Source organism: Parvibaculum sp. (genome assembly GCF_045863935.1).
Classification (GTDB): domain Bacteria; phylum Pseudomonadota; class Alphaproteobacteria; order Parvibaculales; family Parvibaculaceae; genus Parvibaculum.
This window is the reverse complement of sequence record NZ_BTVP01000004.1, coordinates 20,466-44,648: the sequence shown is the minus strand read 5'-3', so window position 1 is coordinate 44,648 and position 24,183 is coordinate 20,466. Positions and strand designations below refer to the sequence as shown.

Genomic DNA, 24,183 nt, shown 5'->3' with positions numbered 1-24,183 from the left:
AACATTAATAATGCGCGGGCGGAAAAAAGGCAAGCGGGCCGATGGACCCGCCTGCCTCGTTTCGTGCCGCCAAATGTTCAGACCGCCGGGCGGACCTGCCCCCCGGTACCCCGGAAGCGGCGTTCGCCCCGGCGGGCGCTAGCCGCGAAAGGGCGCCTCTCCGGCTCCTCGTCGAGGAAGGAGCGGATCATCGGCAGGACTTCGTCCATCTGCGACACGAGGAAGAGGTGTCCGCCGGAAACGGTTTCGAGGCGCGCACCGGGAATAATCTGTGCAAGAAGTTTGAGGTTCACCAGCGGGACGATCTGATCGTTCTCGCCGCCGAGGATCAGTGTCGGCTGCTTGATGAACGGCAGAAAAGGAAGGCTCGTCCAGCCCATGCCTGCAAGCAACTGATAGAAATATCCGCGCGTCGACGGCGCGCGCAGACGCTTTGCATGTCCCTCGGCGCCATCGCCCTCGTCGCCATAGAGCATTTCGAAATGGCGCAGCATGTAAGCCGGGTCCATGTAGCGGCGTGGATGCGCGAGCTTCGCCAGAGCGCGGGGATTGCCCGGCACCATGAACATGCCCGCCGAGGTGGCCGCAAGGATCAGGCGGTTGACGCGCTTTCCGAACTGGAAGGCGAATTGCTGCGCCATCGCGCCGCCCCACGACACGCCGAGCACATCGACCTCGTCGTAGCCGAGCTCGTCGAGAATGCGCGCCGCCATGCGGGCGAACTGCCACGGACGATAGGGAAAGGAGGCAGACGGAGAACCGCCGACGCCCGGCGCATCGAAGGCGATCACATCGCGGTCGTGCAACGCCTCGGCGAAAGGCGCGACAAGTTCGAGGTTCGCGCCGATGCCATTGAAGAAAAGAAGCGGCCGTCCCGGTCCCTTGCCTTCCCACACCGCGGTGCGGAGTATGTTCGATCCCACTCTTATGTCGCGGTATCGCGGCTTTCTCTCGTTCATTCAGCGGCTCCGGGCCTGTTCCGACTCATACTTCAGAGTATCAGCCTAATACATATGTGCCCGGCGCGGGATCCAAAGGCTTGTATTTGCGATTTCCCAATGTTTTCGGCGCGGGCACCGTTTCCCCCGAACGTTCGCCCAGCCATTTTCCCCAGCGTTCCCACCAGGAACCCTGCACTTCGCTGGCGCCCGCGGCCCATTCATCGGCTGTCGCCGGCAAATCATCGTTAACGAAATATTTCGCCTTCGGATTGCCGGGCGGGTTCAGGATCGACTGTATGTGGCCGCTGTTCGACAACACGAATTCACGCTTGCCACCGAGCATCTGCGTGGTGCGATAGCAGGCCTTCCAGGGCGTGATGTGGTCGGTCACGCCACCAACGATGAATGCATCGATATCGACTTTTCCGATGTCTATCGGCTGGCCGAGAATTTCCTCCTTGCCCGGATTGGCGAAAGGCTGTGTCTCGTAGAGCGAGAGATAGTCCGAATGCAGCGCGGCGGTGAGGTTCGTCGAGTCGTTGTTCCAGAAGAGCACGTCGAAAGCGGGCGGCTTCTGCCCGTGCAGGTAGTTGTTCACGACGTAGTTCCAGACGAGATCGTTTGGCCGGAGCCAGGCGAAGACGCGCGACAGATCGGAGCCCTCCAGCACGCCCTTCTTCGCCGATCTCTTTCGGGCCATCTCAATGCCGCGTTTCGTCACCAGAACGCCGACGTCGCTGTCTTCCATGCGCGGGTCGAGCACGCAGACCCAGAAGGTGACGGAATTGACGCGCTTGTCGCCCTTCGCTGCAAGATAGCTCAGCAGCGTCGCCGTGGTGATGCCGCCCGAACAGCCGCCGGATATGTTCACTTTCTCCGAACCGGTGATACCGGTGACGACGCCGAGCACCTCGACAAGTGCGGTTACGTAGTCGGCAAGGCCCCAGTCGCGATGTTCCGGACCCGGATTGCGCCAGCTCACGACGAAGACCTGGAAGCCCTGATCGACGAGATAGCGGGACATGCTCTTTTCGGGCGTGAGGTCGAGCACATAGTATTTGTTGATCTGGGGAGGCACGAAGAGGAGCGGCATGGCGTGCACCTTCCCCGTCTTCGGCGTGTACTGAAGAAGTTCCAGCATCTCGGTCCGGTAGACGACGGAACCTTCGGTGGTCGCGAGATTTTCGCCGACCTTGAAGGGTGTCTTGTCGACCTGTGAAGGCATGCCGTGATTGTTGCGCAGGTCGTCCAGCGCGTGACGAAGACCCTGCACGAGCGATGCGCCCCCCGTGTCGAGCGCGAGCTTCACCGCCGAAGGGTTGCCCACGAATGTGTTCGTCGGCGCGACCGCATCGATCATGATGTCGGCAACGAGCATGGCGCGGCCATGCTCAATCGGATCGAGCTCAAGCGACTGAATGAAACCGTGCATTTCCGTCCGGAAGGCGAGCCAGCCCTGCATCAGGCGGCGATAGACGGGGCTCTTCTGCCAGGCGGGGTCGACAAAGCGGCGATCCTTCGGCTCGGGAGCGAACTTCTGCTGCCCGCCGACGATGTCCACCATGTTGCGGCCAAAGGAGCCGATGTGCTGCATGAAGGTGAAGGGCTGACGCACCGCGCCGCCGACGATCGACCCGATCGCAGAGAGAACGTCCTCGCGGCTGATGCCGACGATGGGACTCAATACGTTTGGTGTTTCCGCCGCTTCCTCGCCGATGCCCGGACCGAATTCATCCCTTTGCCGCCTCGCCATAGGCTTCCCTCCTCTTCGTCATGTCCCTCAGCCGTGCCCGGCCTTCCCTCCCCGGAAGGCGCCGATAGGCCTGACAGACGAACATGATGCGCTGCCCAAGGGACGGCCACAAGGGGTTCAGCGCGCAAAGAGGTTCCAGAAAGATTTCGCACGGGCGGAACCGGTATTCCAAGAGGATATATGCGCCGTGGTCAGCGGGGAACGCGTGTGCCGATGTTGAGCTGGCCGGCGAGCCCTGCTTCGCGATGGACCTCAATGGCGTGATACTCGGGCGACATGACCATTTCCATGAAGGACGCGCGCGAGGGGTACTCGACAAGGGCCACCTGGTCCCAGAGTTCCTCGCATTTGCCGAGCATGAGCCCGTCGACAGCGGCTCCGAAAACCATGCGGCCGTCGAGCTTCGCCACGATCTTCGCGACCTCGACGCCATAGCGCATATAGGCTTCCTGTCCCGAGATATCCGCATCGCGCCCATCCGGATAAGCGGCCCGCTCGCGGAACTTGAGAAGGTTGACCATGACAACCGGCCCATCCTTGTCGGTGCCCGCGCGGGCAAAGAAGGACTTGAGCTGCTCGTCCGACGGACGCAGGGCGTTCTCGACTATCATTCCTGCCTTTCCTCCGGCTCCGGCACGATTGACGCCGATCCGGCACATATTGTAATGACATTATTAGTGCCATTTTATTGACGATCCGACGGGCGCGGTCAAGGCACCCATCGTAGAGAAGAGAGAAGCATGGAGCGCGGCGCGACCAAATTCACAAAACGGCGATGGGCTGTGGCAGGATGCGCGCACCATCGTCATTCAGGGAGGTACGCATGAGCATCGCGATCCGGGAATTCGTCGTGAACCGTCCGGACTACGGCCAGACGAAATGGGTGAACAGGGCAGCCGAGGTCGAGGATGGACAGATTCTCGTCGAGATCGAGAAGTTCGCACTCACCGCAAACAACATTACCTATGCCGTTGCCGGCGACATGCTGAACTACTGGTCGTTCTTTCCCGCCGAGGAAGGCTGGGGAAAGATTCCCGTCTGGGGGTTCGCGCGGATCGTGCAGTCGAAGTGCGAGGGCGTTGCCGAGGGCGAGCGGATATATGGCTATCTGCCGATGGCCACCCATCTCGTGATGCAGCCCGAGAAGGTGACAGCGGGCAGCTTCCTCGACCTCTACAAGCAACGTCGCGAGCTGCATCCCGTCTATAACAGCTATACGCGCGTGAAAGGGGCAAGGCCGCATGAATATCTCGAGCCGGTGCTGCGGCCGCTCTATACGACATCATTTCTGATCGACGACTGGCTCGCCGATAACGGTTTTTTCGGTGCAAAGCAGGTGCTGGTGCTTAGCGCCTCGTCGAAGACGGGGCTCGGGCTCGCCTATGGTCTTCACCGGCGCCGGCCTGCGGGACCGGAAGTGGTCGGCCTCACCTCCCCCGGCAACAAGGCTTTCGTGGAAGGGCTCGGCTACTACGACAAGGCGGTGGCCTATGGCGATGTCGCGACGCTCGATGCAAGCGTGCCGACGGCCGTGGTCGACTTCGCGGGCGACGGGGAAGTGCTCGCCGCCGTGCACCGGCATTTCGGCGACAAGATCGTGGAGAGCACGACGGTCGGTCTCTCTCACAAGGACGCGCCGCGTCCGCCTGCGGACCTGCCGGGGGCCAAACCGCGCTTCTTCTTTGCGCCGGACCAGATGAAAAAGCGGTCGGACGAACTCGGGCGCGACGGCTTCGACCGGATGCTCGCGGAGAGCTGGAATGCCTTTGCGGAAGCGGCGGGCGCATGGATCAAGGTTGAGCGCGGCAAGGGCGAGGACGCAATCGCACGCGTCTATTCCGACATGCTGGCCGGCAAAATCAATCCGGCAGAAGGCCACATCCTCGGATTCAAGTGAGCGCTTCAAATAACAATAACCGGGAGGACAAGATGACGCTCGAGACACCCCTGCTGCTGAGCGGCGCTCCGGGCTCGCCCTATACGCGCAAGATGCTCGCTGTGCTTCGCTACCGGCACATTCCCTATCGCTTCTTCCTGTCGGGTCACGGCGTGCCGAAAGGACTGCCCGCGCCCAAGGTGGCGCTGCTGCCGACCTTTTATCTGAAGGAAGACGGTGGGGACTATCAGGCAGCGGTCGACTCGACACCGCTGATCCGCCGCTTCGAGGAGGCATTCTCCGGACGCGAAGTCGTGCCCTCCGATCCCGTGATCGAGTTTCTCGACTATCTGCTCGAAGACTATGCCGACGAATGGCTGACCAAGGCGATGTTCCATTATCGCTGGTACTACAAGCCCGATATCGAGCGGGCTGCGGCCATCCTGCCGCGCTGGCGCGGGATTTCAGCACCCGAAGACGAGGCGCTGAAGATGGGCGAGATATTCGCCGATCGTCAGATATCGCGTCTTTACGTCGTAGGCTCCAACGACACGACGGCGCCTGTCATCGAGGCGAGCTATCTGCGCTATCTCGACGCGATGAAGGCACTTCTCGAAGTGCAACCTTTCCTGATGGGGATGCGGCCTGGCAGCAGCGACTTCGGCGCCTACGGACAATTGACGCAGCTGACGCATTTCGATCCGACACCGATGGACGAGACGCTGAATCGGGCGCCGCGCGTCTTTGCCTGGGTCGATATCATGGAAGACCTTTCAGGGCTCGACGCGCAGGAAGACGGCTGGATGAAGCGCGATGCCATTCCCGAAGAAATTCGGGGCCTGCTGAAAGAGGTCGGCCGGGTCTATGTGCCGGCTCTTCGCGCCAACGCCAAAGCGCTGATGGAGGGTGCGGAGCAGGTCGATACGGAAATAGACGGCAAGCGATGGGTGCAGCAGCCGTTTCCCTATCAGGGGAAGTGTCTGCAATGGCTGCGCGAGAAGCATGCAAGCCTCGGTGCGGCGGACCGGAAGGTTGTGGACGAGATTCTCTCCGGGACAGGCTGCGAGAAGCTGTTTGAAAGCTGAGCCCCCTGCCCTGTCTTCCCTCGAACTGTCCTAACGCTTCGCACCGATGAGGGGGGCGGCTGTCGCCTCGACCACACGCCTTGCCTGAGCGATGGAAAGGCGCTGGTCGACGCGAAGGCGGCGCCAGAAATCGAAGCTGAGAACGGCGTCGAGCGCGTCTACGAGCACGCGGTCCTTGCGGACTGCCGTCGGAAGCGCGGAGCGCATGATATCGCGGAACGCCGTGTTCATGCGCGCGCGGTCGTCGGCCAGGAACGGCGAACGGTGCGCATTCATGTCGGCGGCGACGCGGAAAGGCATGATGCGCTCGAAGAGCTTTGCGCGGCGATCGATCATCTCCTCGAGAATTTCATCTGCCGTGCCCGATGGCGGCGGGAGCTCAAGCATCGGCGCTACATCGATCAGGATCAGGTCGCCGATCTCCCGATAAAGACTTTCCATGTCGTCGAAGTGACGGAAGACGCTTCTGAGGCCGACATCGGCGCGCGCGGCAACTTCCTCCGCGCGCGGAGAAACCGTGCCCTCACGGACCAGGTCGCGCATCGCCTCAACGATGCGGCGGCGGCTGGCCGCGCTGCGAAGGCGGCGTCCATCCTGTTTTTTCTGGGGTTGGGAAGCAGGCATGTGGGGGTACTCATGGAAGGATTCTGGCCTCGGCGCCATCATCCCAAAGCGGGGAGATAAAAGCTACCGGCGAGTGGCCGAGAAAAAGGTAAAATGGCGTCAGGCCTGCTCCTTCTCGAGCGCCCGTCTTATCCGGCGCAGGATGACGCGCCGTGACTTGTCGTCCGCCGCCTTGTCGAGCATCTCCGTGAGGTCGAGCCAAAGCCCGGAAAGGTCGTTGTGCCAGTCCGGATGGCCGACAACCTCCGGCTGCAGGCGCCGAGGCGCCGGCCGCTCGCGCGTCGCCGGTGTTTCGGCGAGGAGATCGAAGACGGCATCAAGCTCGGGCGCGAAGATGCGCTCTCCGTCAAGGCCCAGGTTTGAGAGACGCTCGTGCAAACCGGCGATTTCATCCTCCTCGCCATGCACCAGAATGATGCCGCGCGAAACGGGGCCCCGATCTTCCACCCAGCGGGCAAGGCCTGGCCCGTCGGCATGGCCCGAATAGATGTCGAGCGTCCGGATGCGTGCCCGAACCTTTACTTCCTCGCCCTGTATGCGAACAGCCTTGGCGCCATTCTGCAGAATGCGCCCGAGCGTTCCCTCGGCCTGGAACCCGACCATGAGCACTGTCGCATTGGCGCGCCAGAGATGGTTCTTCAGATGATGGCGGATACGGCCCGCATCGCACATGCCGCTGGCGGCGACGATGATGTGGCTACCGTCTATTCGCTCGATCATCATGCTTTCCTGCGCGGACTCCGTCGTGCGCAGGATCGGAGAGCGCATGGCGTGGCGGAAGGCGGCGCCGTCTTCAAGCTCATGCGCATGGTCGATGAAGACATCGGTCGCCCGGATGGCAAGCGGCGAGTCGAGGAAGATCGGTACTTGCGGAATGCGGCGTTCGTGAACGAGAGCCAGAAGATCAGACAAGAGTTCCTGGGTGCGCTCGACCGCAAACGACGGAACGATGAGCACGCCATTGCCTTTCAGGGCTTCGTTTGCCTCCGCTGCAAGCAGGTCGCGCCGAGACGAGAGCGTCATCGGCGGCCGCACGCGCGAGCCATATGTCGATTCGCAGACGATGTAGTCGAGATTCTGCGGAGAATCCGGGGCCGGATGAAAGCTTGTCACCTCCGGCCCGATATCGCCAGAGAACAGGAGCCGCATCGAGCGCGGCGATTGGAGACCTGTCGTCAACTCGACCTCGATAGACGCGGAACCGAGAATGTGACCGGCATTCCAGAAGCGCGCGCGAACACCCTCCGCCGGTTCGATCCATGTGTCGTAGGCGACGGGGCTGAAGGAGCGCAGCGCAACCTCGGCATCTTCCACGGTATAGATCGGCGTTACTTCCGGGCGGCCGCGCTGTGCGTTGCGCCTGTTGAGCTGCTCGACTTCCGTTTCCTGAATGTGGCCCGAATCCGGCAGCATGCAGGTGAGAAGATCGATCGTGCCGTGCGTCGCATAGATCGGACCCGAGAACCCGTTCTTTACGAGCTTCGGAATCAGGCCCGAATGATCGATATGAGCATGCGTGAGGAGAACGAAATCGATCTCCTCCGGCTTGAACGGGAAGTCCGCATAGTTGAGCGCCTTCAGCGTCTTTGGGCCTTGAAACATGCCGCAATCGACGAGAAATCGCGTCCGCCCCGCCTGCAACAGATAGCAGGAACCGGTGACGGTGTGCGCAGCGCCGTGGACGCTCAGGGAAATCGACATGGTCCTCACTCACCTAATTCGTTTTGCAGCGCTTCACCGAGAAGGCCGGCTAGGGAAATTGCGTTTGTCGGATGAGGCACCGACGTCGTGGACCAGACGGTATCGGCGCCTGCATCCAACATCTTTTCATACACGTCAGTATCGAAGAGTGCATGAGTGATGGCGACGCGGACCGAAATCGCGCCGCGCGCCTTCATTGCGGCGACGGCCGACAGAACCGTTCCACCGCTTGAGACAATATCGTCCGCAATGAGAACGGACTTCCCCTCGAGGTCCAGATCGGGAAACACGATCTCGACTTTTCGGTCACCGAGCCTCACCTTCCTCCCGGTGATTGCATGTGAACCAAGCACAGCGGCCAGACGGCCTACCCACTGGGCAGACTCCTCGTCCGGACCCGCAATGAGCGTGTCTTCGCCAATGCCTCGTTCGGCTGCGAAACGCGCGATCGTATCGGCGGCGATGAGATTCTCTGCTTCGATGCCGGGAAACACCTCGCCGAGAGTTGCCACGCGGTGCAGATGCGCGTCTACCGTCACGACCCGGTCGAAGAGCGACGAGAGAAAGCGCGCCACGGCCTGCTGGCTGACCGCCTCGCCTTCATGGAAGGCCTTGTCCTGCCGCATGTAGCTGAGATAAGGCGCGACGAGAACGAGACGCTGTGCGCCAGCGCGGCGAAGAGCGTCTGCGGCAAGCATCAGATCGACGAGCCGCGCATTCGGCCTGTCCAGCGGACAGTAGACCAAGGAGGTCCGAGCCGCCCCCGAAATGCCAACGCGACTCTCACCATCGGGAAATGTGTGGACATCGATCAGGTGCGCATCGAGCCCGAGCTTCGAAGCAAGCTCACGTGCATGACTCTCACCATGCTCGAATGAGTGAAGTGCGACCGGTATCATTCAAGTGCTTTCGAAGGAATGCCCGCACTCGCAAGTGCAAAGCCGTTCGATTGTTCGGCCTCTTCCACCGCGAAGTTGAAATGGGCCTCTCCCGCCGAATAGATGCGGTAGAGGGGCTCGCCCGCTTCAACCTTGTCCCCGATGCGCTTCAATACATCAATTCCGGCCCCCCGATCGAGCGGGGCACCGGCGAGCCGCGCCAGCTGCGCGATCCGGAGGCAATCGACAGAGGCCACCACGCCATCGGCGTGAGCGAGAATATCGGCTGTGAGCGGTCCCGGATCAGGCGCCGACGACGCGCGCCCCTGAGCGTCGATAATCTTCTGCATCGATGCCATTGCCGCACCGCTCTCCAGCAGGTGTCGTGCGCGCTCATATCCGGCACCGCCCCGAACAGCCGGGTCGCATTCAATCACCCGTGCAGCGAGCTGAAGCGACTTCTCTCGCAGGTCTGCGGGCGCGGAAACATCGTTGGCAAGCACGGCCATCACGTCGCGCGCCTCGAGCACCGGCCCGATGCCACGGCCCACGGGTTGAATCCCGTCGGTCACGACAATCTCCACGTGAAGGTTCATGCGATCGGCAACAAACTCGAAGAGTTTGCGCAGACGCAGCGCTTCCATGGCATCGCGCACTTTGGCCGTTGGCCCAAGCGGCAGGTCGATCACCAGATGGGTAGACCCCGCCGATTTCTTCTTCGACATGATCGAGGCAACCATCTGCTCGCGCGTGTCGAGATTGAGCGGGCGCTCGACGCCGATCAGGATATCGTCGGCGGGCGACAAGTTCACATGACCACCCCAAACGAGACAGGCGTTGCACTCGCCGACTACTTCCTTCATCTCATCGATGGTGAGGTCGACGCGCGCAAGGACTTCCATCGTGTCGGCGGTCCCCGCCGGAGAGGTAATCGCGCGCGACGATGTCTTCGGCATGGTGAAGCCATGCGCGGCGACGATCGGCACCACGATCATCGAGGTGCGATTCCCCGGAATGCCGCCGATGCAGTGCTTGTCGACGACGATGGGCGCATCCCAGGTGAGCGAGGTACCGGCGGAAGCCATTGCAAAAGTGAGATGGAGGAGTTCGTCGGTCGACAGGAAACCTGCGCAGGCGACCAGGAAGGCCGCGATTTCCATGTCGGAATAGCGGTAACCGACGATGTCCTGAATGATCGACTCGATCTGGTGCCGGTTCAGCGTTTCGCCGCCGATCTTGGTCCTCACATATTCGAGGCTCTGCGGACTGCGTGAGGGCGAGATGAAAACGGTGTCTCCCTCCGAGAGCCCCATACGGCGGAAAGCAGGCTCCGTGAGACCGATCTCGTCCGGACCCACCATCGAGTGGTCATGGCAGATGTCGAGGCTCGCTATGATGGAACGGCCATCATGCTGCACCTCCAGCCGCTTGAACGCCTGGAAAGCCTCGGGCCGGAGCGCCGCGCAATTCGAGGCGAGAACCACCACGTTTTCCCGCAGTGTGTCGAGCGGAATCCGGCGTATCTTCAGCCTCATATCCTTGCCACCTTCATGCGCGGTAGATGGTTTCGCCGCGCTTGATTGTTTCGACGATCGACAGGTCACGGAGTGCGTCCGTGCCGATGGTTTCCGGATCCTCTCCGAGGATCACAAAATCCGCGAGCTTGCCCTCCTCTATCGAGCCCTTCGTGTCGTCTTCGAAGTGCTGATAGGCGGCGTCGATGGTGATGCCGCGAAGCGCCTCGTGCGCCGTAATTCTCTGCTCCTCGCCGAGCACCTTTCCGCTTCTCGTCTTCCGGTTTGTTGCGGTCCAGAGCAACATGCGGCAATCGGAAGGTACGACCGGCGAGTCATTGTGCAATGTGTAGCGCATGCCACGATCGATCGTCGAACGCAGCGGGCTGATACGCGCGCCCCGCTCGGGACCGAGAACGGAGTCGCGGTGCCAGTCGCCCCAATAGAACGTGTGAGACACGAAGTAAGATGGCATGACTCCGAGCTGCCGCATGAGGTCGAGTTGATCTTCCCGCAACGTCTGCGCGTGAATGACGGTCGACCGTCTGTCACCGGGGCCGTATTTCTCCGTGGCCTTGCCAACCGCCGCGATAAACTGATCGGCGGCGGCGTCACCGTTACAATGCGCATAGACCTGCCAGCCGCGGGCGTAAGCGTTATCCACGAGTTGCGCGGCAGTCTCGTCTTCCACGATGCGGTAGCCGCTATAGTCCGCCGTAAAGCCGGGCGGCACGACCTCGTATGGCTTCGTCAGCCAGGCCGTCTTCGCCTGCGGCGAGCCATCCAGCATCAGCTTCACGCCGCCGAATTTGAGGCCGTTGTAGTCGCGTCCCATCTCGATGTCGCCATTGGCGATGTCGTCCATGTGGGTGAAGAAAGGATAGGCGACGATATCGAGCCGGAGGCGGTCGCGCGATGCCGCGAGCGTCAGAAGATCGTAGTCCGGCCGGCGGGTGGCGCCGTCCTGTGCCGTCGTAATGCCCCACGCTGCATATTTGTCCTGAACCTTGTCGAGCAGATCGAGAAGTTCATCAACCGATGGCTGCGGCAAGCGCGGCAGAGCGAGCGTGATCGCACCCTCCTCCAGAATGCCGTTCGGCTCCCGCGTACCCGGCCAGCGCCGGATCACGCCGCCCTGCGAGTCGGGCGTGTCGGCGTTTATGCCGAGGAGCGAGAGCGCACAGGAGTTCACGACGACGACGTGAAGCGAGGCGTGGTAGACGAGAACAGGCTGGTCGGTCGAAACGTCGTCGAGATCGTCACGCGTAACGGCGCGCTTCTCTTCCAGCAGCGAGTCGTCGTAGCTCGCGCCGAGGAGCCAGCCGCCACGGCCACCGCCCGTTTCTTCCCGATATGCCGCCAGTTCTCTCTTTATATCGGCAATATTGCGGATCGGACCGGCAGGCTCCGGCGCGAGGTTGCGGAACCCCATCAGAAGGGCGGTGATCGAAACATGGCCGTGGCAATCGATGAAGCCGGGCAGCATGGTCCGACCCGCGAGGTCGACGATCCGCGCGCCGCTCCCTGTCTTCGCCTTCACTTCTGCTTCGGTTCCTACCGCGACGATGCGGCCACCTTTGACGGCAACAGCTTCCGCGAGCGGCATCGCGTCATTCATCGTGCGGATAGTGCCGCCGCGATAGATGGTGGCGCCCGCAGCGTCCGCACGGCTTCGGCGCGTTTCACCCATGCCGAGTTTCGGCGCCGCGAAAGCAAGCGCGGAGAAACCTGCGGCATTGCTCTTCGTTCCGCCGAGGACGGAAAGGGCCGCTGCCGTCAAGGCGGCACCTGCGCCAAAGAAACCGCGGCGGCTGAGCCGCGGATCGCGGAGACGCCGGTCTCCCCAAAGGTAAGGCGAGCAGCAGGGGCAACCTGTGCGATGACTATTCGGATGGCTATGGCTCATGCGCGCTTCCCCTCAGCGGCCAGTGAATTTCGGCGAACGCTTCTCCAGAAACGCCGCAACGGCTTCGCGCTGGTCTTCGCTCGTGGAGACCAGTGCGAACTGGTCCGCATCCATGAAGGTGGAGACCGCATTCAGTGCAGTCGCCGCCTGCGTGATGCCGCGTTTTGCCATACGCACGGCAACGGGCGGAAGGGCCGCGACTTTCTCCGCCCAGCGGTGTGCAACGGCAAGCGCCTCGCCGTCCTCGCAGACTTCATCGACAAGACCCCAGGCCTCTGCCTTTGCGGCGCTCACCTTCTCGCCGAAGATCGTGAGCTGCTTCGCACGCGACGGGCCTATGAGGTTCACGAGACGCGGTTGCGTGTGCCAGCTCATGTTCATGCCGAGTGGAATTTCCGGCAGACGGAAGTGGGCACCCCGCCCCGCGATACGAAAGTCGCAGGCGACGGCAAGGGCGACCCCGCCGCCAATGCAGAAGCCTTCGACGGCGGCAATCGTCACCTGGTCCAGCGCTTCCCATGCATCGCACATGTCGGGCCCGGCGCGGAGCATTTCGCGGCGCTCGAGCAGGGATGCGGAGGCACGCCTGGAAATTTCGGGGTCCGCGAGGTCGGCGCCGCCGGAGAAAGCCTGCCCTCCGGTCAGGACGATGGCACTCGTGGAAACATCCTCACGCAGCGCGCGGGCTGCGGAGCCAATATCTCGAAGAAGCTGAACGGAAAGCGGATTGATCCTGTCACCCCGATCGAAGCGAAGCGTCGCCACACGTCCTTCGCGCTCAATAGTGATGTATTCGCCGATTTTCTCTGGCCCTGCCATTCCCCTGCCTCTCCGGTTGGCGCTGAATCTACGCCGTTTTGTTTTCCGGATGATGGCCTCTGGAGGCGGGCCTGCCTAGGGTTTTCGTGGTCGCAGCATACGAAGACGGACGGCGCGGGGACCGCGCCGTCCGCTGGCCAAGGGAGCCGCCCTAGCTGACGATCTGCCAGCTGCCGTCCGGCTGGCGGCAGGCCGTGCCGTATGCCTGTTCGGCGCGGCCGCCGACGGTCACCACCGTCTGGTACTCGCGGCAGTAGCGGCCAGGCTCGGGTTCGTAAGTCCGCATTGGCGTTACCTCGTAGCCATAGCCTCCGTCCTCCCAATAGACGGGCCGATTCGACGGCACATATTCGAGGACGTCGCTCACGCAGGCTTGGTTGCTTTCATCGATCGCATGTCCAAGCAGGCCGCCGAGCACCGCTCCGATGAGGGCACCACCGACGACAGGGCCGGCGCCCCGATCCTGATGAGCGCCGATGACGCCGCCAAGCACTGCCCCGATGACGGCACCGACAGTGTCGCTGTTGCAGGCGGACTGGCGATAGCCGTAGCCGTAATCGTCGTAGCCGTAGACCGAGTCATATCCGGCATAGGGGCCGGAATAGTAGTAGTCGTCATAGTAGTAGCCCGCGACCGGCTGCACATAGACGGGCTGCGGGATCATCACGACATGCGTCACGTTGCGATAGATGACGACGGGTCCGCGATGGTGCGGGCGCTTGCCGTGCCCGTGATATCCGTACCAGGGCCGGTCGTTGTAAACCGGGCGGTAAGGGCGCCGGTACTCAGCAGTACGGACATTCTCGCGATTACCCGCATAGTGGCCACGGCGATCATCGTCGTGGCCGTCGCCATACTGCCGACGGTCCTGCGGGCGGGTGTGCTGCTGACGCAGCAAAGCCTGCTGCTGCGTCTGGCGTTGGAGCTGACGGTGCACATCCTGCTCCTGGCGCTGCCGCTCGATATTGACCTGCTGCAAGCGCCGGTGGTTGTCCATGTCGCGACTGCGTTCGCGTTCGTGCTGCAGGGCTTGCTGGTGCTGGTTGCGTTCGCGGGCGATCTGTTGCTGACGCAGCCTTTCGTGCTGCTCCGCCTGCTCCCGGTTCTGTTGCCCCCGCGCCACCTGCTGTTCATGCTGGCGAGTACGCATATCGATGCGCTGACGGTCATCCTGCCGGTGGATTTGCTGCTGCCGGTTCTGCTGCTCCCGTCTTTCCATCTGCCGGTTCTGCCCGGTGTCTTCGATCCGCTGCCGACTTTCTTGGGCCGGTCGGCTCGCGCGCTCGCGCAGTTCCTGGCGTTGCTGCCACGAATCCGACTGGGGGGCGGCGAGCGCTGCCGCGCCACCGCCAGAACAAAGCGCCAAAGCCAGCGCAATAGATGCAAATTGTGGGTTTAGCCGCATGATGTCCGGCACCTCCTCGGGGGCGACGGGTCGTCCCGTGCCCGAAGGCAGATTCCCATTCGCCACCTGAACGGCATATGAACCGTTCGTTAATCTGCGGGGCGAAAATGCGGCAGCGGTCCTGCTGTTGAATTTGCCCGCCTTTTCCCGTCAAATCCGCGGCACATTGAGATGCGTTTTCACCGGAGGCGGAATGACGACAGGAAACACGACGCAATCGGCATATGAGACGTTCCTCAACGCCGCCTGCGACCGCCTCGGTTACGGCAAGTCCACGATTTCACTGCTTTCGCTCGCCGCCCTCGAAATGAAGGTCGAAATCCCGATCATTCGGGATAATGGCGAGCTGGCCGTCTTCAGCGGATACAGGGTTCAGCACCAGAACGTCCGCGGGCCATGCAAGGGCGGCCTTCGCTATCATCCCGACGTCGACATCGACGAGGTCCGGGGTCTCGCCTCGCTGATGACAATGAAGACCGCGCTGGTGAACATTCCGCTTGGCGGCGGCAAGGGCGGCATATGCTGCAATCCGCGCGAACTTTCGACGCGCGAGCTGGAGGTCCTGACCCGAAAGTTCGTCAAGCGCATTCATCGCGAGATTGGGCCCAACAGCGACATCATGGCGCCGGATGTCGGCACGAACGCGCAGGTGATGGGCTGGATTCACAGCGAATATTCCGCGATCTACGGACACTCGCCCGCAGCGGTCACCGGCAAGCCCCTGGCACTTGGCGGCTCCGCCGGGCGGGACAAGGCGACAGGTTACGGCATAGGCATCGTGATGAAGGCCTATGCCGAACGCTACGACGCCCCCCTCAAGGGAGCGACAGTGGCCATTCAGGGCTTCGGCAATGTGGGCTTTCATGCAGCGAAGGCTTTCGTCGATCTCGGCATGAAGGTCGTTGCGGTTTCCGATGCGCGCAGCGCCGTCTATCGCGAGGGCGGCGTCGACCTATCCGCGCTCGCAAAGCAGAAGAGCGAACGGGGACTGCTCGCCGATGTCGAGGGCCATGAAACGCTGGAAGCAGGACGGGAGCTTGAGGTCGAGTGTGACTACCTCGTGCCCGCGGCGCTGGGCGGGGTCATCACCGCGGAGAATGCTCCGAGAATCAAGGCAAGCACAGTCGTCGAAGGGGCCAATGGGCCTGTCACCAGCGACGCCGACCGTCTCCTGACGGACAGGGGGGTCAGGGTGGTACCGGATATCCTCGCCAACTCGGGCGGCGTCGTCGTCAGCTATTTCGAGTGGGTCCAGAACCTGCAACGCGTGGTCTGGCCACTCGACCGCGTCGACAACGAACTCGCACGAATCCTCGACAATGCGGCACAGCAGGTATTCAACCACGCGGCCCAGAAGGACCTCGACCTGAGATCGGCGGCCTTCGACATCGCGGTGAGCCGCGTCAAGGAAGCGTTGGACGCGACCGGAATATGAAAAAAGGGGTCCAACGTGGCCCCGTTCGACATGGAGCTGCAATAAGGTTCATGTAAGGGTCACCGTGTTAGGCTCCCGATGAGTCGTTTTCCACCCCAGAGCAGGACTCTCTGCCGGACATGATCGAGCACAGTTTCCTGCAAGCCCTCATTCTCGGCGTTGTCGAGGGCGTCTCCGAATTCCTCCCGATCTCGTCCACCGGCCACCTCATCGTGGTAGGCGACCTGATCGGCTTTTCGAGCATGCCGGGCAAAGTCTTCGAAGTGGTTATCCAGCTTGGCGCCATTTTGGCGATATGCGTTCTCTATCGCGACCGGCTCTTCCGCGTGGTCCTCGATGCTCCACGCGACCCCGCGGCCCGAACTTTCATCGGGGCCATTCTCGTCGCCATCCTTCCGGCCGGCCTGATCGGCATACTCTTCCACGACTTCATCGTGGAGGTCCTCTTCTCACCCTACGTGGTATGCACGACGCTCATCCTCGGCGGCATTGCCATTATCGTCATCGAGAGGCTGCATCTCGAGGCGAGATTCACCTCGATCGAGTCGTTCACGATGCGGACAGCTCTGAAGATCGGATTCTTTCAATGCCTGGCGCTTGTGCCCGGCGTTTCCCGCTCGGGCGCAACGATCCTTGGCGCCCTGCTTGTCGGGGTCGAGCGCAAGACGGCCGCCGAGTTTTCCTTTTTCCTCGCCATTCCCGTCATGCTCGGCGCCTCGGCGGTTAACCTCGCCGAGACGTGGGAATTGATCGACGCGGCGCATGCCTATGTCATCGGGGCGGGGTTCGTCGCCGCATTCCTCTCGGCGCTCGTCGTCGTGCAGTGGCTACTCAACTTCGTCAGCACTCACGGCTACACAATCTTCGGATGGTACCGGATCATCTTCGGCGGATTGCTGCTCGTCTATTTCATGGCCAGAGGTTGAGTTTCGTCTGTTTTCGGAGACAGCCAGGACAATTCCGTCGAAACGAGATGCTTACCGGAACGTAAATCATGCTTAACCAAGCATTATACGTTTTGTCGCTAGTCTGACCTCTCTACACCCAAGGGATAGCGGCAGCCTCCGGGATTTACGGCGGAAATGAATAGGCAAACCATCACCGGCGACGCGCTGAAGCGAGATGACCCGGAGCACCGGCGCGAATTGCAAACGCCGGCCGATCCGCTTTTTTCCGAACAGGCGACCGACTACTCCATAGAGCCTATCGGGTTGCGGTTCCGCCAGCCTGATCTGGAGCACAGATTCAACGTCGACAACTTCGCGCGCCAGGTCGGCCTCTTGCGCCTTTCGATTGCGCTGGGCGCGATCATCTTCGCCGTCTACGCCGTATTCGATCCCTTTATCATTCCGGAAATCACCAACGAAGCCTGGGCAATCCGGCTGGGACTCGCCTGTCCGCTTCTTCTTCTCATCGTGGCGATTTCCTACATGCCGGGATTTTCGTATCGCCACCAGGCGTTGTTGTCGCTGGCCATGTGTATTCCCGGCCTCGCCGTCGTCGGCATGATTTCGATCGCCTCATCGCCGGGCAACTATCTCTACTATGCCGGCATCCTCATTATTCTGACCTATGTGAACTGCCTTTGGCGTTTGCGGTATTACTATTCCATCTTGATGTCCGGCCTGACCTGTGGCGCTTACGAATTCGTCGCCCTGTTCGTGAATCCCATTCCCACGAACATGCTCATCAACAACAATGCGTTCCTGATCTTCGGCGTCGGGGTGAGCGTATTCGTGAACTATGTTCAGGAGTACAAACTCCGCCAGAGCTTCGTCGACAATGAAAAGCTGCGCGCTGAGCAACGCCGTTCCGAGCGCCTGCTCAGCCGCTCCGAAGCCGCAAACCGCGCCAAGAACGACTTCCTCGCGATCATGAGCCATGAACTGCGGACGCCGCTCAACGCGATCATCGGATTTTCTGAGATCATTTCGAACCAGATGTTCGGTCCGGTCGGCCAGCCCAAATATGTCGACTATGCGGGCGACATCCGGGCAAGCGGAGCGCATCTTCTGAGCATCATCAACGACATCCTCGACATTTCGAAGGCTGAGGCTGGAAAGCTTCAGCTGGAGGAGGAACCGATCGATCCGGTGGAGGCATTGAACCGGACGATGCGCATGTTCCGTCAGCGTGCGTCTGAACTCGGCGTGGACCTGACCTTCCGCATTCGCGACGATATTCCCTGGCTCATTGCCGATCCTCGCCTCTTCAATCAGGTGGCGATCAATCTGACCTCGAACGCCCTTAAATTCACGCCCGAGAACGGCAGTGTCCAGGTCGAGCTCGGTGTCGACGCCGCAGGCGACCTCGTGCTGAGCGTGAAGGATACGGGCATCGGCATCAAGGCGTCGGACACCAAGCGCATTTTCGAGCCTTTCGTGCAGGTCGAAGATGCCATGTCACGGACGCAGCAGGGCACAGGTCTCGGGCTTCCGCTGGTTCGCAAGATCATGAGCCTGCATGGCGGAACGGTAGAACTCGAAAGCACAGTCGGCGAAGGCACGACCGTGAGCGCGACGTTCCCGAAAAGCCGGTTCGTCGCGCCCCAGGCCGATGAGATGCAATGGCAGGCAAGCTGACGGCTTGCCGTCAGGCCGGTTTGTCCGCCACCATCAGATAGATGCACTTCGTCGAGTCGACCTCGATCGTCACGTTGGCGACATCGAGCCCTTCGAGGAGCGCAAGCATGTCCGCTTCCGTACGATAGATCAGGCTCCAGTCCGTCACGAACTCAAGCGGCCATTCGCAGCTTTCCCGTCCCTTGCGGACGTTGGCGAGAATGAGCTTGCCGCCCGGTTTCACCTGCTCGTAGAGATCGCGTGTCAGCGCCCGGGCGCGGCGAGCCGAGAGGTAATCGTAGAGCCCCAGGCTGTAGATCACGTCCTGCGGCGGCAAGGTGCGGAAAAGCGCGCCCGCCTTCAGCAATTGTGCGAACGATGCCTGAAGGCATTGAACTTTTGCACGTCCCGCATGCCGCACGACTTCCGGATAGGCATGCTCGTAGGCGTGGGTGAGCGCCCGCTCGTCCTGGTCGATCAGCGTGAAGTTCACCGGCCGCGGCAGCTTGTCGGTCCGCAGATAGTCGTAGACTTCATAAGCGGAGCCGCAGCCCAGATTGGCGATGTTGAGCGGAGTATCCCCTGGCTCCTCCGCGATACGGGCTGCAATGAGCTTCTGCGTCATGCGAAGGCGCGTGCCGACACAGGCGCCGGTCTCGATGCCGATGCGGTGGAGGAGCTTTTCGTAGGGCGTGTTACCGACGCGCTGCCACTCGTAAACGTAGTTCATGATCTGGTAGTCGCCGGGATAGCCGAGCGGTTTTTCGTAACACCGCTTCATCACGGCTCCGGGCATGAAGTCGGGCGTGAGAACGCGCTCGGCGTATCGCTTGTGGCGCGCGAGGACGGCGGGATCGTGCCAGACCGGCTCAAGCACGTCGTTGCCCCGATACCAGAGCTCCTGCCACTGCGGAACTATGCGATCCTCGCAGGCAATCAGCGCTTCGAGAAGAAGCTTATCGCGTTCTTCGCCCGTCGCTTTTAGGCGCGTCTCAAAGTTGCTGAGCACATCCTTGTAGGAGCGGAACAGATTGAGGATTTCGCTACAAAGCTGCTGGAACTCCGGCAGAATGCCTTCTGAAGTTGCAAAGAGCGGGTCGGCCAGCGCTTGCGAGAGGACGAGATTGTCGTGCTCGCTGATGATGCCTGGAATGTCGAGATAGCCCGAGGTGAACTCCAGGCCCACCACCGTTCTGAGCCCGTGCGGCTCCACCCGGCGCACGCGGCCGGCTCCACCGAACAGGCGCGCTTCCCCCACCCGGAACTCAAAAGGCATTTCGGAACCGATACGTTCGTCCCAGCCATCAGCGTGCGAACTCTGGATCGCGATGCCGGTCATGCTGATATCTCTCAGCAGCGCACGCTCGTTCTCAATCAGCACCGCCGGAACAGCCTCCCGGAACAGTTGCTCTGGCCGGAACCGCTCGGCCCGGTAGAACATCCGGCGACCTTCGGCACCTGTCAGTTGTTCATATGTACGTATCACTGGCCCCACCTGTCTCAAAAACGGACAATACTAAGGAATCACAGGGTTCCCGCCGTTACAAACACTAACAAATGTTTAAAGCGAGAAACTGTAGTTCCACAATGACCGTTTTAGGCAACAGTCGTGCCAGAGCGTTTGGCACGGGAGTTCTCCATAATTCTCATCACCGGGGGCAGCATCAACCAGTCGATGAAGAGATTGGACAAGATGACGAGTGCGGTCATTGCGCCCAAGGAACGGTTCACCTCGAAGCCGGAGAAAGCCAGGGTTCCGAATCCGACCGTGAGCGAAACGGTGATGACGAGCATGGCAACGCCGACCACCGCGAAGACATGGTTAATGGCTCCCTCGGGATCCAGACCACGCGCCCTCGCCTGCTGGTACATGAGAAGAAAGTAGATCGTGTCGTCAACGACGAGGCCAATGGTCATGGCGGTGACGACGGAGGCTGCGAGGCCTATGTCCTGATAGAGGAGCCCCCAGAGACCGAAGCCCACGAGAGACGGCAACATGTTGAGCAGGATGCTGAGCGCGCCATAGACGGCACTGCGCAACGCAATACCCACCACCACAGCGATGAGGAGTACGGACACGAGCGTCGCGAGCATCATCGAGCGGATATTGACGCCCGACAAGTTGGCAAAGAGCACGTTGATGCCCGTCGCCTGCGTCTGCATTTCCGGTAGTACATTTTCCGCAAGCCACGCGGTCGCCCGCTCGTCAACATCACGAATCTGGCTTGACGACATCTTCCGCAAAATGGCGGTAACGCGGCTCGATGAGCGGCTGACGTTGATCTGTTCGTTCAGCGAGACGCCATAGGGCAGCGACATCTCGTAGAGAAGGAAATACTGCGCGATAGTCTCCCGATCGTCGGGCATCGGCCCCGCATCCGCCCTTCCGGCATTCATCGCATCATGGACCCGCCGAGTGATATCGGAGATCGCCAGGACGCTGACGACACCTTCCTGCTCGCGCAACCATGCCTCGAAGGCAGCGAGCCGCTCCTGATATTCGGGATCGAAGATGCCTCCCTCTTCGCCGGAACCGATGTCGAACTCGATGATGTTAAGGCCGGTCAGGTGTTCCTCGGCAAAGTCCGAGTCCTGGCGGTAATCGAAGCGCCAGTCGAAATAGCGCGCGAAATCGTCATCGAGGCGGATATTGCCGAGCCATATGGCACAGGAAACCACGATCACGCTGCAGAGAAAGAAGAGCTGCCGATAGTAGCGGTTCACAAAGTGGCCGAGGAGCACCATGACACGTTCCGAGCGCTGCACGGCAGGACGGAGCGGCATCAGGGAGAGCAACGCCGGCAGCCAGGTGAAGGTGAAGATGTAGGCAAGGCAGATGCCGACAACCACGACATTCCCCTGCTGGCGAAGCGGCGGCGCGTCGGCGAGATTCATCGCCAGGAAACCGATCATCGTCGTCGCGTTCGTGAGCGTCACCGGCCACAGGTTCATGGACACAGCCTCGGCGATCGCGTCGTGGCGCGTGAGCCCGCGTCCGAGAGCCCCCATGGCGGTGGTCACGATGCGGACGGCGGCGGCCATGTTCACCGTCATGATGATGATGGGACAAGCAACCGTCGCGGTATTGATCTCATAGCCGTACCAGCCCGCCAGCCCCATGGCGGCGGCGCTCGACAGACCAAGCAACGAAAGGATCGCGACGCTGGGTAACACCGCTCGCACAAATACAAACATGACCAGCGAGGTGATGATGAGGCTGACCGGGATCAGCACCTTGATGTCATTCAAGGCGGCTTCCGAGAAGGTTGCCATCAGCATCACATTGCCGGTGAGCTTGACCTCGATCCCCGGATGGTTTGCCTCGAACCGCGCGACGAGGGCGCGCGAGGCCGCAACGATCTCCTGCACTTCAATCGAGGCTTCCGCCGGCAGGTTAAAGTTGACGAGCACGCCCGCAGCGCGCCCGTCGGCGGAAAGAAGGCGGTTCCGGATGAGAGAGTCGTCGAGGGCTATTCGCTCGATGGCTCTTGCCTCCTCGACCGTGACATTCGCGGGGTCGGGAACAAGGTCGACGACGGAGAAACTGTCGGTATCCGCCGAGACGTGCGGAAAATTGGTCAGCGCGTCGACACGCGTCGAATGCGGCAGTTGCCATGCCTGCGAGACGAGATCGCCAAGGGCCGCCAACACCTCAGGTTCGGTGACCTTGCGGCCACCGGCCCAGAGCACCATCAGAACATCGTTGTTCTGGCCGTATTTCGCGTCGAAAGCGCGCAGTTTCGCGAGATCCGCGCCTTCGGGATTGAAGAAGACGCGCGTGTCGTAGGACAGGGTGTATTGGAATACCCCCGCCGCCGAGACCGCGAAAATCGCTAGACAAAGAGCGATAGTCAGGCGCGGAAAACGCAAGACCGGATTTCTCAACTTCTGCATGTAATAGCGCCGCCTGCCCCCCTGATCGATCCAGCGCGGGCATAAATTGGGGGATTCCCGTGCGAAAGAAAAGCTCCGATTTTACCTTTGTTAACGGTGAGCCACCTTTGGGGAAACAATGATTTAACGCTGCTTGTGGCATTAAGGATGACGGGGCCGCGCGTGGTTCAGTGCAAGGCGCACGCCTCCAGGGGAAAGACCGGCCGAGATTACCGAACGCGAGACGGCCGCACTGGGGACCCATAGGTACGAGCATGAGCAATTCGGCGCTCGTCAATCTGGCAACAGTCGGCAGCGATGAGCTGCAGGCGATGCCGATATCCGCCTTCACGGCCGGCCTTGAGCAGATGTCGGCCGAGGGGATTGTTCGGTTCCGAAAGCTCCGCAAACTGAGCGGGCCTCAGCGTAACGCACTTGAGAAATTCCTGGTCGAGCATCCCGACAAACGCCCTGGAGGAGGAGGCGGAGCCGAGCACGGCCCGGCGGCCAAGACCGCCGGTGGAGAAAACGAAAAGAACAAGAAGAAGCCCAGAGAAGCCGGCATTGGCTGGGAAATCCTGCTGCGCGTCATCGCCTGGTGGGAAGGCATGGAGACCGACGACGTCGCCCGCGCCAAAGGCATCAAGCGCAAGCGGAAAAAGAAGAAGGCGCCGCAGGCCGCTGCCGTGAAACCGGCCGCCCCCGCCGCCCTGCCCGTTGAAAAGCCCGAGCCGCCGAAGTCGCTGAGCCGTCTGGAAATCATTCAACAACTCTGGGGACCGGGCTTCAGCCTGCCCGGTGGCGCGAACTTCGCTCTGTTCCTGGCAGAACGCGCCAACCTCAAGAACAAGGGACGCTTCCTCGACCTCGCGCCGGGCCTTGGCGGCGGCATGCGCGCCGTCGCGGCGAAACACGGGATCACGATCCTCGGCATTGAAGCCGATGAAGAAATAGCCGCGGAAGCGCAGCGTCTCTCTGCGGAGCAAGGAATGGGCGAAACCGCGCCGGTCCGCGCCTGCGGCCCGGAGGGACTGGAGCCGGCGGACTTCGAGCCTGCGGAAGGTCATACGGCCATCTTCATGCGTGAATCCATGTTCGCGGTCGACGATCGCGAACTGATGCTCGCGGAGATCAATCGCGGGCTCGCCGAGGGCGGCTCGTTGATCCTGACCGACTTCATCCTTGCGGACGGCGTTGGTACGGATACGGAAGAAGCGCCCGCGCTCACCGCATGGCGGATGGCCGAAGGCAGCTTCCCGGCGCCATGGACCGAGGCTGAATATCGTCATGCGCTGGAGGCACAGGATTACAAATTAGAAAGTTTCGAGGACCTGACCTCAGCCTATCTGCCACTTATACAGTCCGGTTGGCGACAGCTTCACGATTGCCTGCAAAAAGCCAAACTTCTGCCGGAAACGGCTACCACGTTAATGGAGGAAGGCGCTGTCTGGCTTGCTCGCAGCCAGGCGTTGGAAACAAACCAGCTTCGGCTCGTTCTCATTCATGCGACCCGCGCACCCGCCGGGACCGGAACGAAGGCGGAAGCGGACGAAGCGGGTTTCGCATCGGAAGATGCGGAAGAAGGAAATGGATAGATTTGGCAGGCATCAATCCGGCTCGTCAGCCGGTGCCGCGGAGTTTGAAATGCAACAGCGCACGTTACGGACCACGGGAACGGGCCGCCGCATTGAGCCAATCTTCGATGCGTCCGGTTCGCTGAAAAGGCACGTCATGTCGAAGATCGACGACGCCCGCCTGCACAGGGCACCTGAAACGACAGACGAAGAGGGCCAGGGCGACCGCTGAACCGCG

The 24,183-nt window shown here is 61.5% G+C and carries 20 protein-coding genes; 8 read left to right on the top strand and 12 right to left on the bottom strand.

The window, feature by feature from the left end; translation table 11 throughout:
- Positions 1-77 precede the first annotated feature (77 nt).
- From phaZ to ACKUUH_RS02855, 3 genes are all read right to left on the bottom strand, one after another.
- Entirely contained in the window at positions 78-959 is an 882-nt protein-coding gene (gene phaZ / locus ACKUUH_RS02865) for a poly(3-hydroxyalkanoate) depolymerase (protein WP_407948348.1), read from the bottom strand.
- Positions 960-999: 40 nt separating this feature from the next.
- The gene (locus ACKUUH_RS02860) at positions 1,000-2,694 is read right to left on the bottom strand and encodes an alpha/beta fold hydrolase (RefSeq protein ID WP_407948347.1); all 1,695 of its coding nucleotides are present in this window, start codon (positions 2,692-2,694) and stop codon (positions 1,000-1,002) included.
- Between the two features lie 191 nt (positions 2,695-2,885).
- Positions 2,886-3,305 (bottom strand): DUF1330 domain-containing protein, encoded by a 420-nt coding sequence (locus ACKUUH_RS02855; RefSeq protein ID WP_407948346.1) that lies wholly within the window; start codon positions 3,303-3,305, stop codon positions 2,886-2,888.
- 212 nt (positions 3,306-3,517) lie between these two features.
- Here ACKUUH_RS02855 and ACKUUH_RS02850 point away from each other — a divergent pair, with 212 nt between their 5' ends.
- A complete protein-coding gene (locus ACKUUH_RS02850; protein WP_407948345.1) occupies positions 3,518-4,591 on the top strand; it encodes a DUF2855 family protein in 1,074 nt (357 codons plus the stop codon).
- A 32-nt stretch (positions 4,592-4,623) separates the two neighbouring features.
- Positions 4,624-5,655 (top strand): glutathione S-transferase N-terminal domain-containing protein, encoded by a 1,032-nt coding sequence (locus tag ACKUUH_RS02845; RefSeq protein ID WP_407948344.1) that lies wholly within the window; start codon positions 4,624-4,626, stop codon positions 5,653-5,655.
- 30 nt (positions 5,656-5,685) lie between these two features.
- Here the strand turns inward: ACKUUH_RS02845 and ACKUUH_RS02840 are convergent, their stop codons facing one another.
- From ACKUUH_RS02840 to ACKUUH_RS02810, 7 genes are all read right to left on the bottom strand, one after another.
- On the bottom strand, positions 5,686-6,279 hold the full coding sequence (locus tag ACKUUH_RS02840; protein WP_407948343.1) for a TetR/AcrR family transcriptional regulator: 594 nt from the start codon (positions 6,277-6,279) through the stop codon (positions 5,686-5,688).
- 99 nt (positions 6,280-6,378) lie between these two features.
- Positions 6,379-7,980 carry an MBL fold metallo-hydrolase RNA specificity domain-containing protein gene (locus tag ACKUUH_RS02835; protein WP_407948342.1) on the bottom strand — a complete coding sequence of 534 codons (1,602 nt, stop codon included), beginning with the start codon at positions 7,978-7,980 and terminating at the stop codon, positions 6,379-6,381.
- Positions 7,981-7,985: 5 nt separating this feature from the next.
- The gene (locus ACKUUH_RS02830; RefSeq protein WP_407948341.1) at positions 7,986-8,879 is read right to left on the bottom strand and encodes a ribose-phosphate diphosphokinase; all 894 of its coding nucleotides are present in this window, start codon (positions 8,877-8,879) and stop codon (positions 7,986-7,988) included.
- Entirely contained in the window at positions 8,876-10,393 is a 1,518-nt protein-coding gene (locus ACKUUH_RS02825; RefSeq protein WP_407948340.1) for a thymidine phosphorylase family protein, read from the bottom strand. Before ACKUUH_RS02825 ends, ACKUUH_RS02830 begins: the two co-directional genes overlap by 4 nt.
- A gap of 13 nt (positions 10,394-10,406) precedes the next feature.
- Positions 10,407-12,152 carry an amidohydrolase gene (locus tag ACKUUH_RS02820; protein ID WP_407948339.1) on the bottom strand — a complete coding sequence of 582 codons (1,746 nt, stop codon included), beginning with the start codon at positions 12,150-12,152 and terminating at the stop codon, positions 10,407-10,409.
- Positions 12,153-12,290: 138 nt separating this feature from the next.
- Positions 12,291-13,097 carry an enoyl-CoA hydratase/isomerase family protein gene (locus tag ACKUUH_RS02815; RefSeq protein ID WP_407948338.1) on the bottom strand — a complete coding sequence of 269 codons (807 nt, stop codon included), beginning with the start codon at positions 13,095-13,097 and terminating at the stop codon, positions 12,291-12,293.
- A gap of 151 nt (positions 13,098-13,248) precedes the next feature.
- A complete protein-coding gene (locus ACKUUH_RS02810) occupies positions 13,249-14,034 on the bottom strand; it encodes a glycine zipper domain-containing protein (RefSeq protein ID WP_407948337.1) in 786 nt (261 codons plus the stop codon).
- Between ACKUUH_RS02810 and ACKUUH_RS02805 the strand changes: the two genes are divergently transcribed.
- The 4 genes from ACKUUH_RS02805 (at position 14,029) to ACKUUH_RS02790 (ending at position 18,519) form a co-directional block, all read left to right on the top strand.
- Positions 14,029-14,496, top strand: a complete 468-nt coding sequence (locus ACKUUH_RS02805; RefSeq protein WP_407948336.1) for a hypothetical protein — start codon at positions 14,029-14,031, stop codon at positions 14,494-14,496. The two genes, ACKUUH_RS02810 and ACKUUH_RS02805, sit on opposite strands and share 6 nt — an antisense overlap.
- A gap of 199 nt (positions 14,497-14,695) precedes the next feature.
- Entirely contained in the window at positions 14,696-15,937 is a 1,242-nt protein-coding gene (locus ACKUUH_RS02800) for a Glu/Leu/Phe/Val family dehydrogenase (protein WP_407948335.1), read from the top strand.
- Between the two features lie 119 nt (positions 15,938-16,056).
- Positions 16,057-16,863 (top strand): undecaprenyl-diphosphate phosphatase, encoded by an 807-nt coding sequence (locus ACKUUH_RS02795; protein WP_407948334.1) that lies wholly within the window; start codon positions 16,057-16,059, stop codon positions 16,861-16,863.
- Positions 16,864-17,019: 156 nt separating this feature from the next.
- Entirely contained in the window at positions 17,020-18,519 is a 1,500-nt protein-coding gene (locus ACKUUH_RS02790) for a sensor histidine kinase (RefSeq protein WP_407948333.1), read from the top strand.
- Positions 18,520-18,529: 10 nt separating this feature from the next.
- Here the strand turns inward: ACKUUH_RS02790 and ACKUUH_RS02785 are convergent, their stop codons facing one another.
- Both ACKUUH_RS02785 and ACKUUH_RS02780 read right to left on the bottom strand, forming a co-directional pair.
- Positions 18,530-19,879 (bottom strand): hypothetical protein, encoded by a 1,350-nt coding sequence (locus ACKUUH_RS02785; protein WP_407948332.1) that lies wholly within the window; start codon positions 19,877-19,879, stop codon positions 18,530-18,532.
- A 215-nt stretch (positions 19,880-20,094) separates the two neighbouring features.
- Entirely contained in the window at positions 20,095-22,392 is a 2,298-nt protein-coding gene (locus ACKUUH_RS02780; RefSeq protein WP_407948331.1) for an efflux RND transporter permease subunit, read from the bottom strand.
- A gap of 254 nt (positions 22,393-22,646) precedes the next feature.
- Here ACKUUH_RS02780 and ACKUUH_RS02775 point away from each other — a divergent pair, with 254 nt between their 5' ends.
- Both ACKUUH_RS02775 and ACKUUH_RS02770 read left to right on the top strand, forming a co-directional pair.
- Complete coding sequence (locus ACKUUH_RS02775; protein WP_407948330.1) at positions 22,647-23,966, top strand: methyltransferase domain-containing protein; 1,320 nt, start codon at positions 22,647-22,649, stop codon at positions 23,964-23,966.
- A gap of 49 nt (positions 23,967-24,015) precedes the next feature.
- Positions 24,016-24,177 (top strand): hypothetical protein, encoded by a 162-nt coding sequence (locus ACKUUH_RS02770; protein WP_407948329.1) that lies wholly within the window; start codon positions 24,016-24,018, stop codon positions 24,175-24,177.
- The last annotated feature ends 6 nt before the right edge of the window (positions 24,178-24,183 follow it).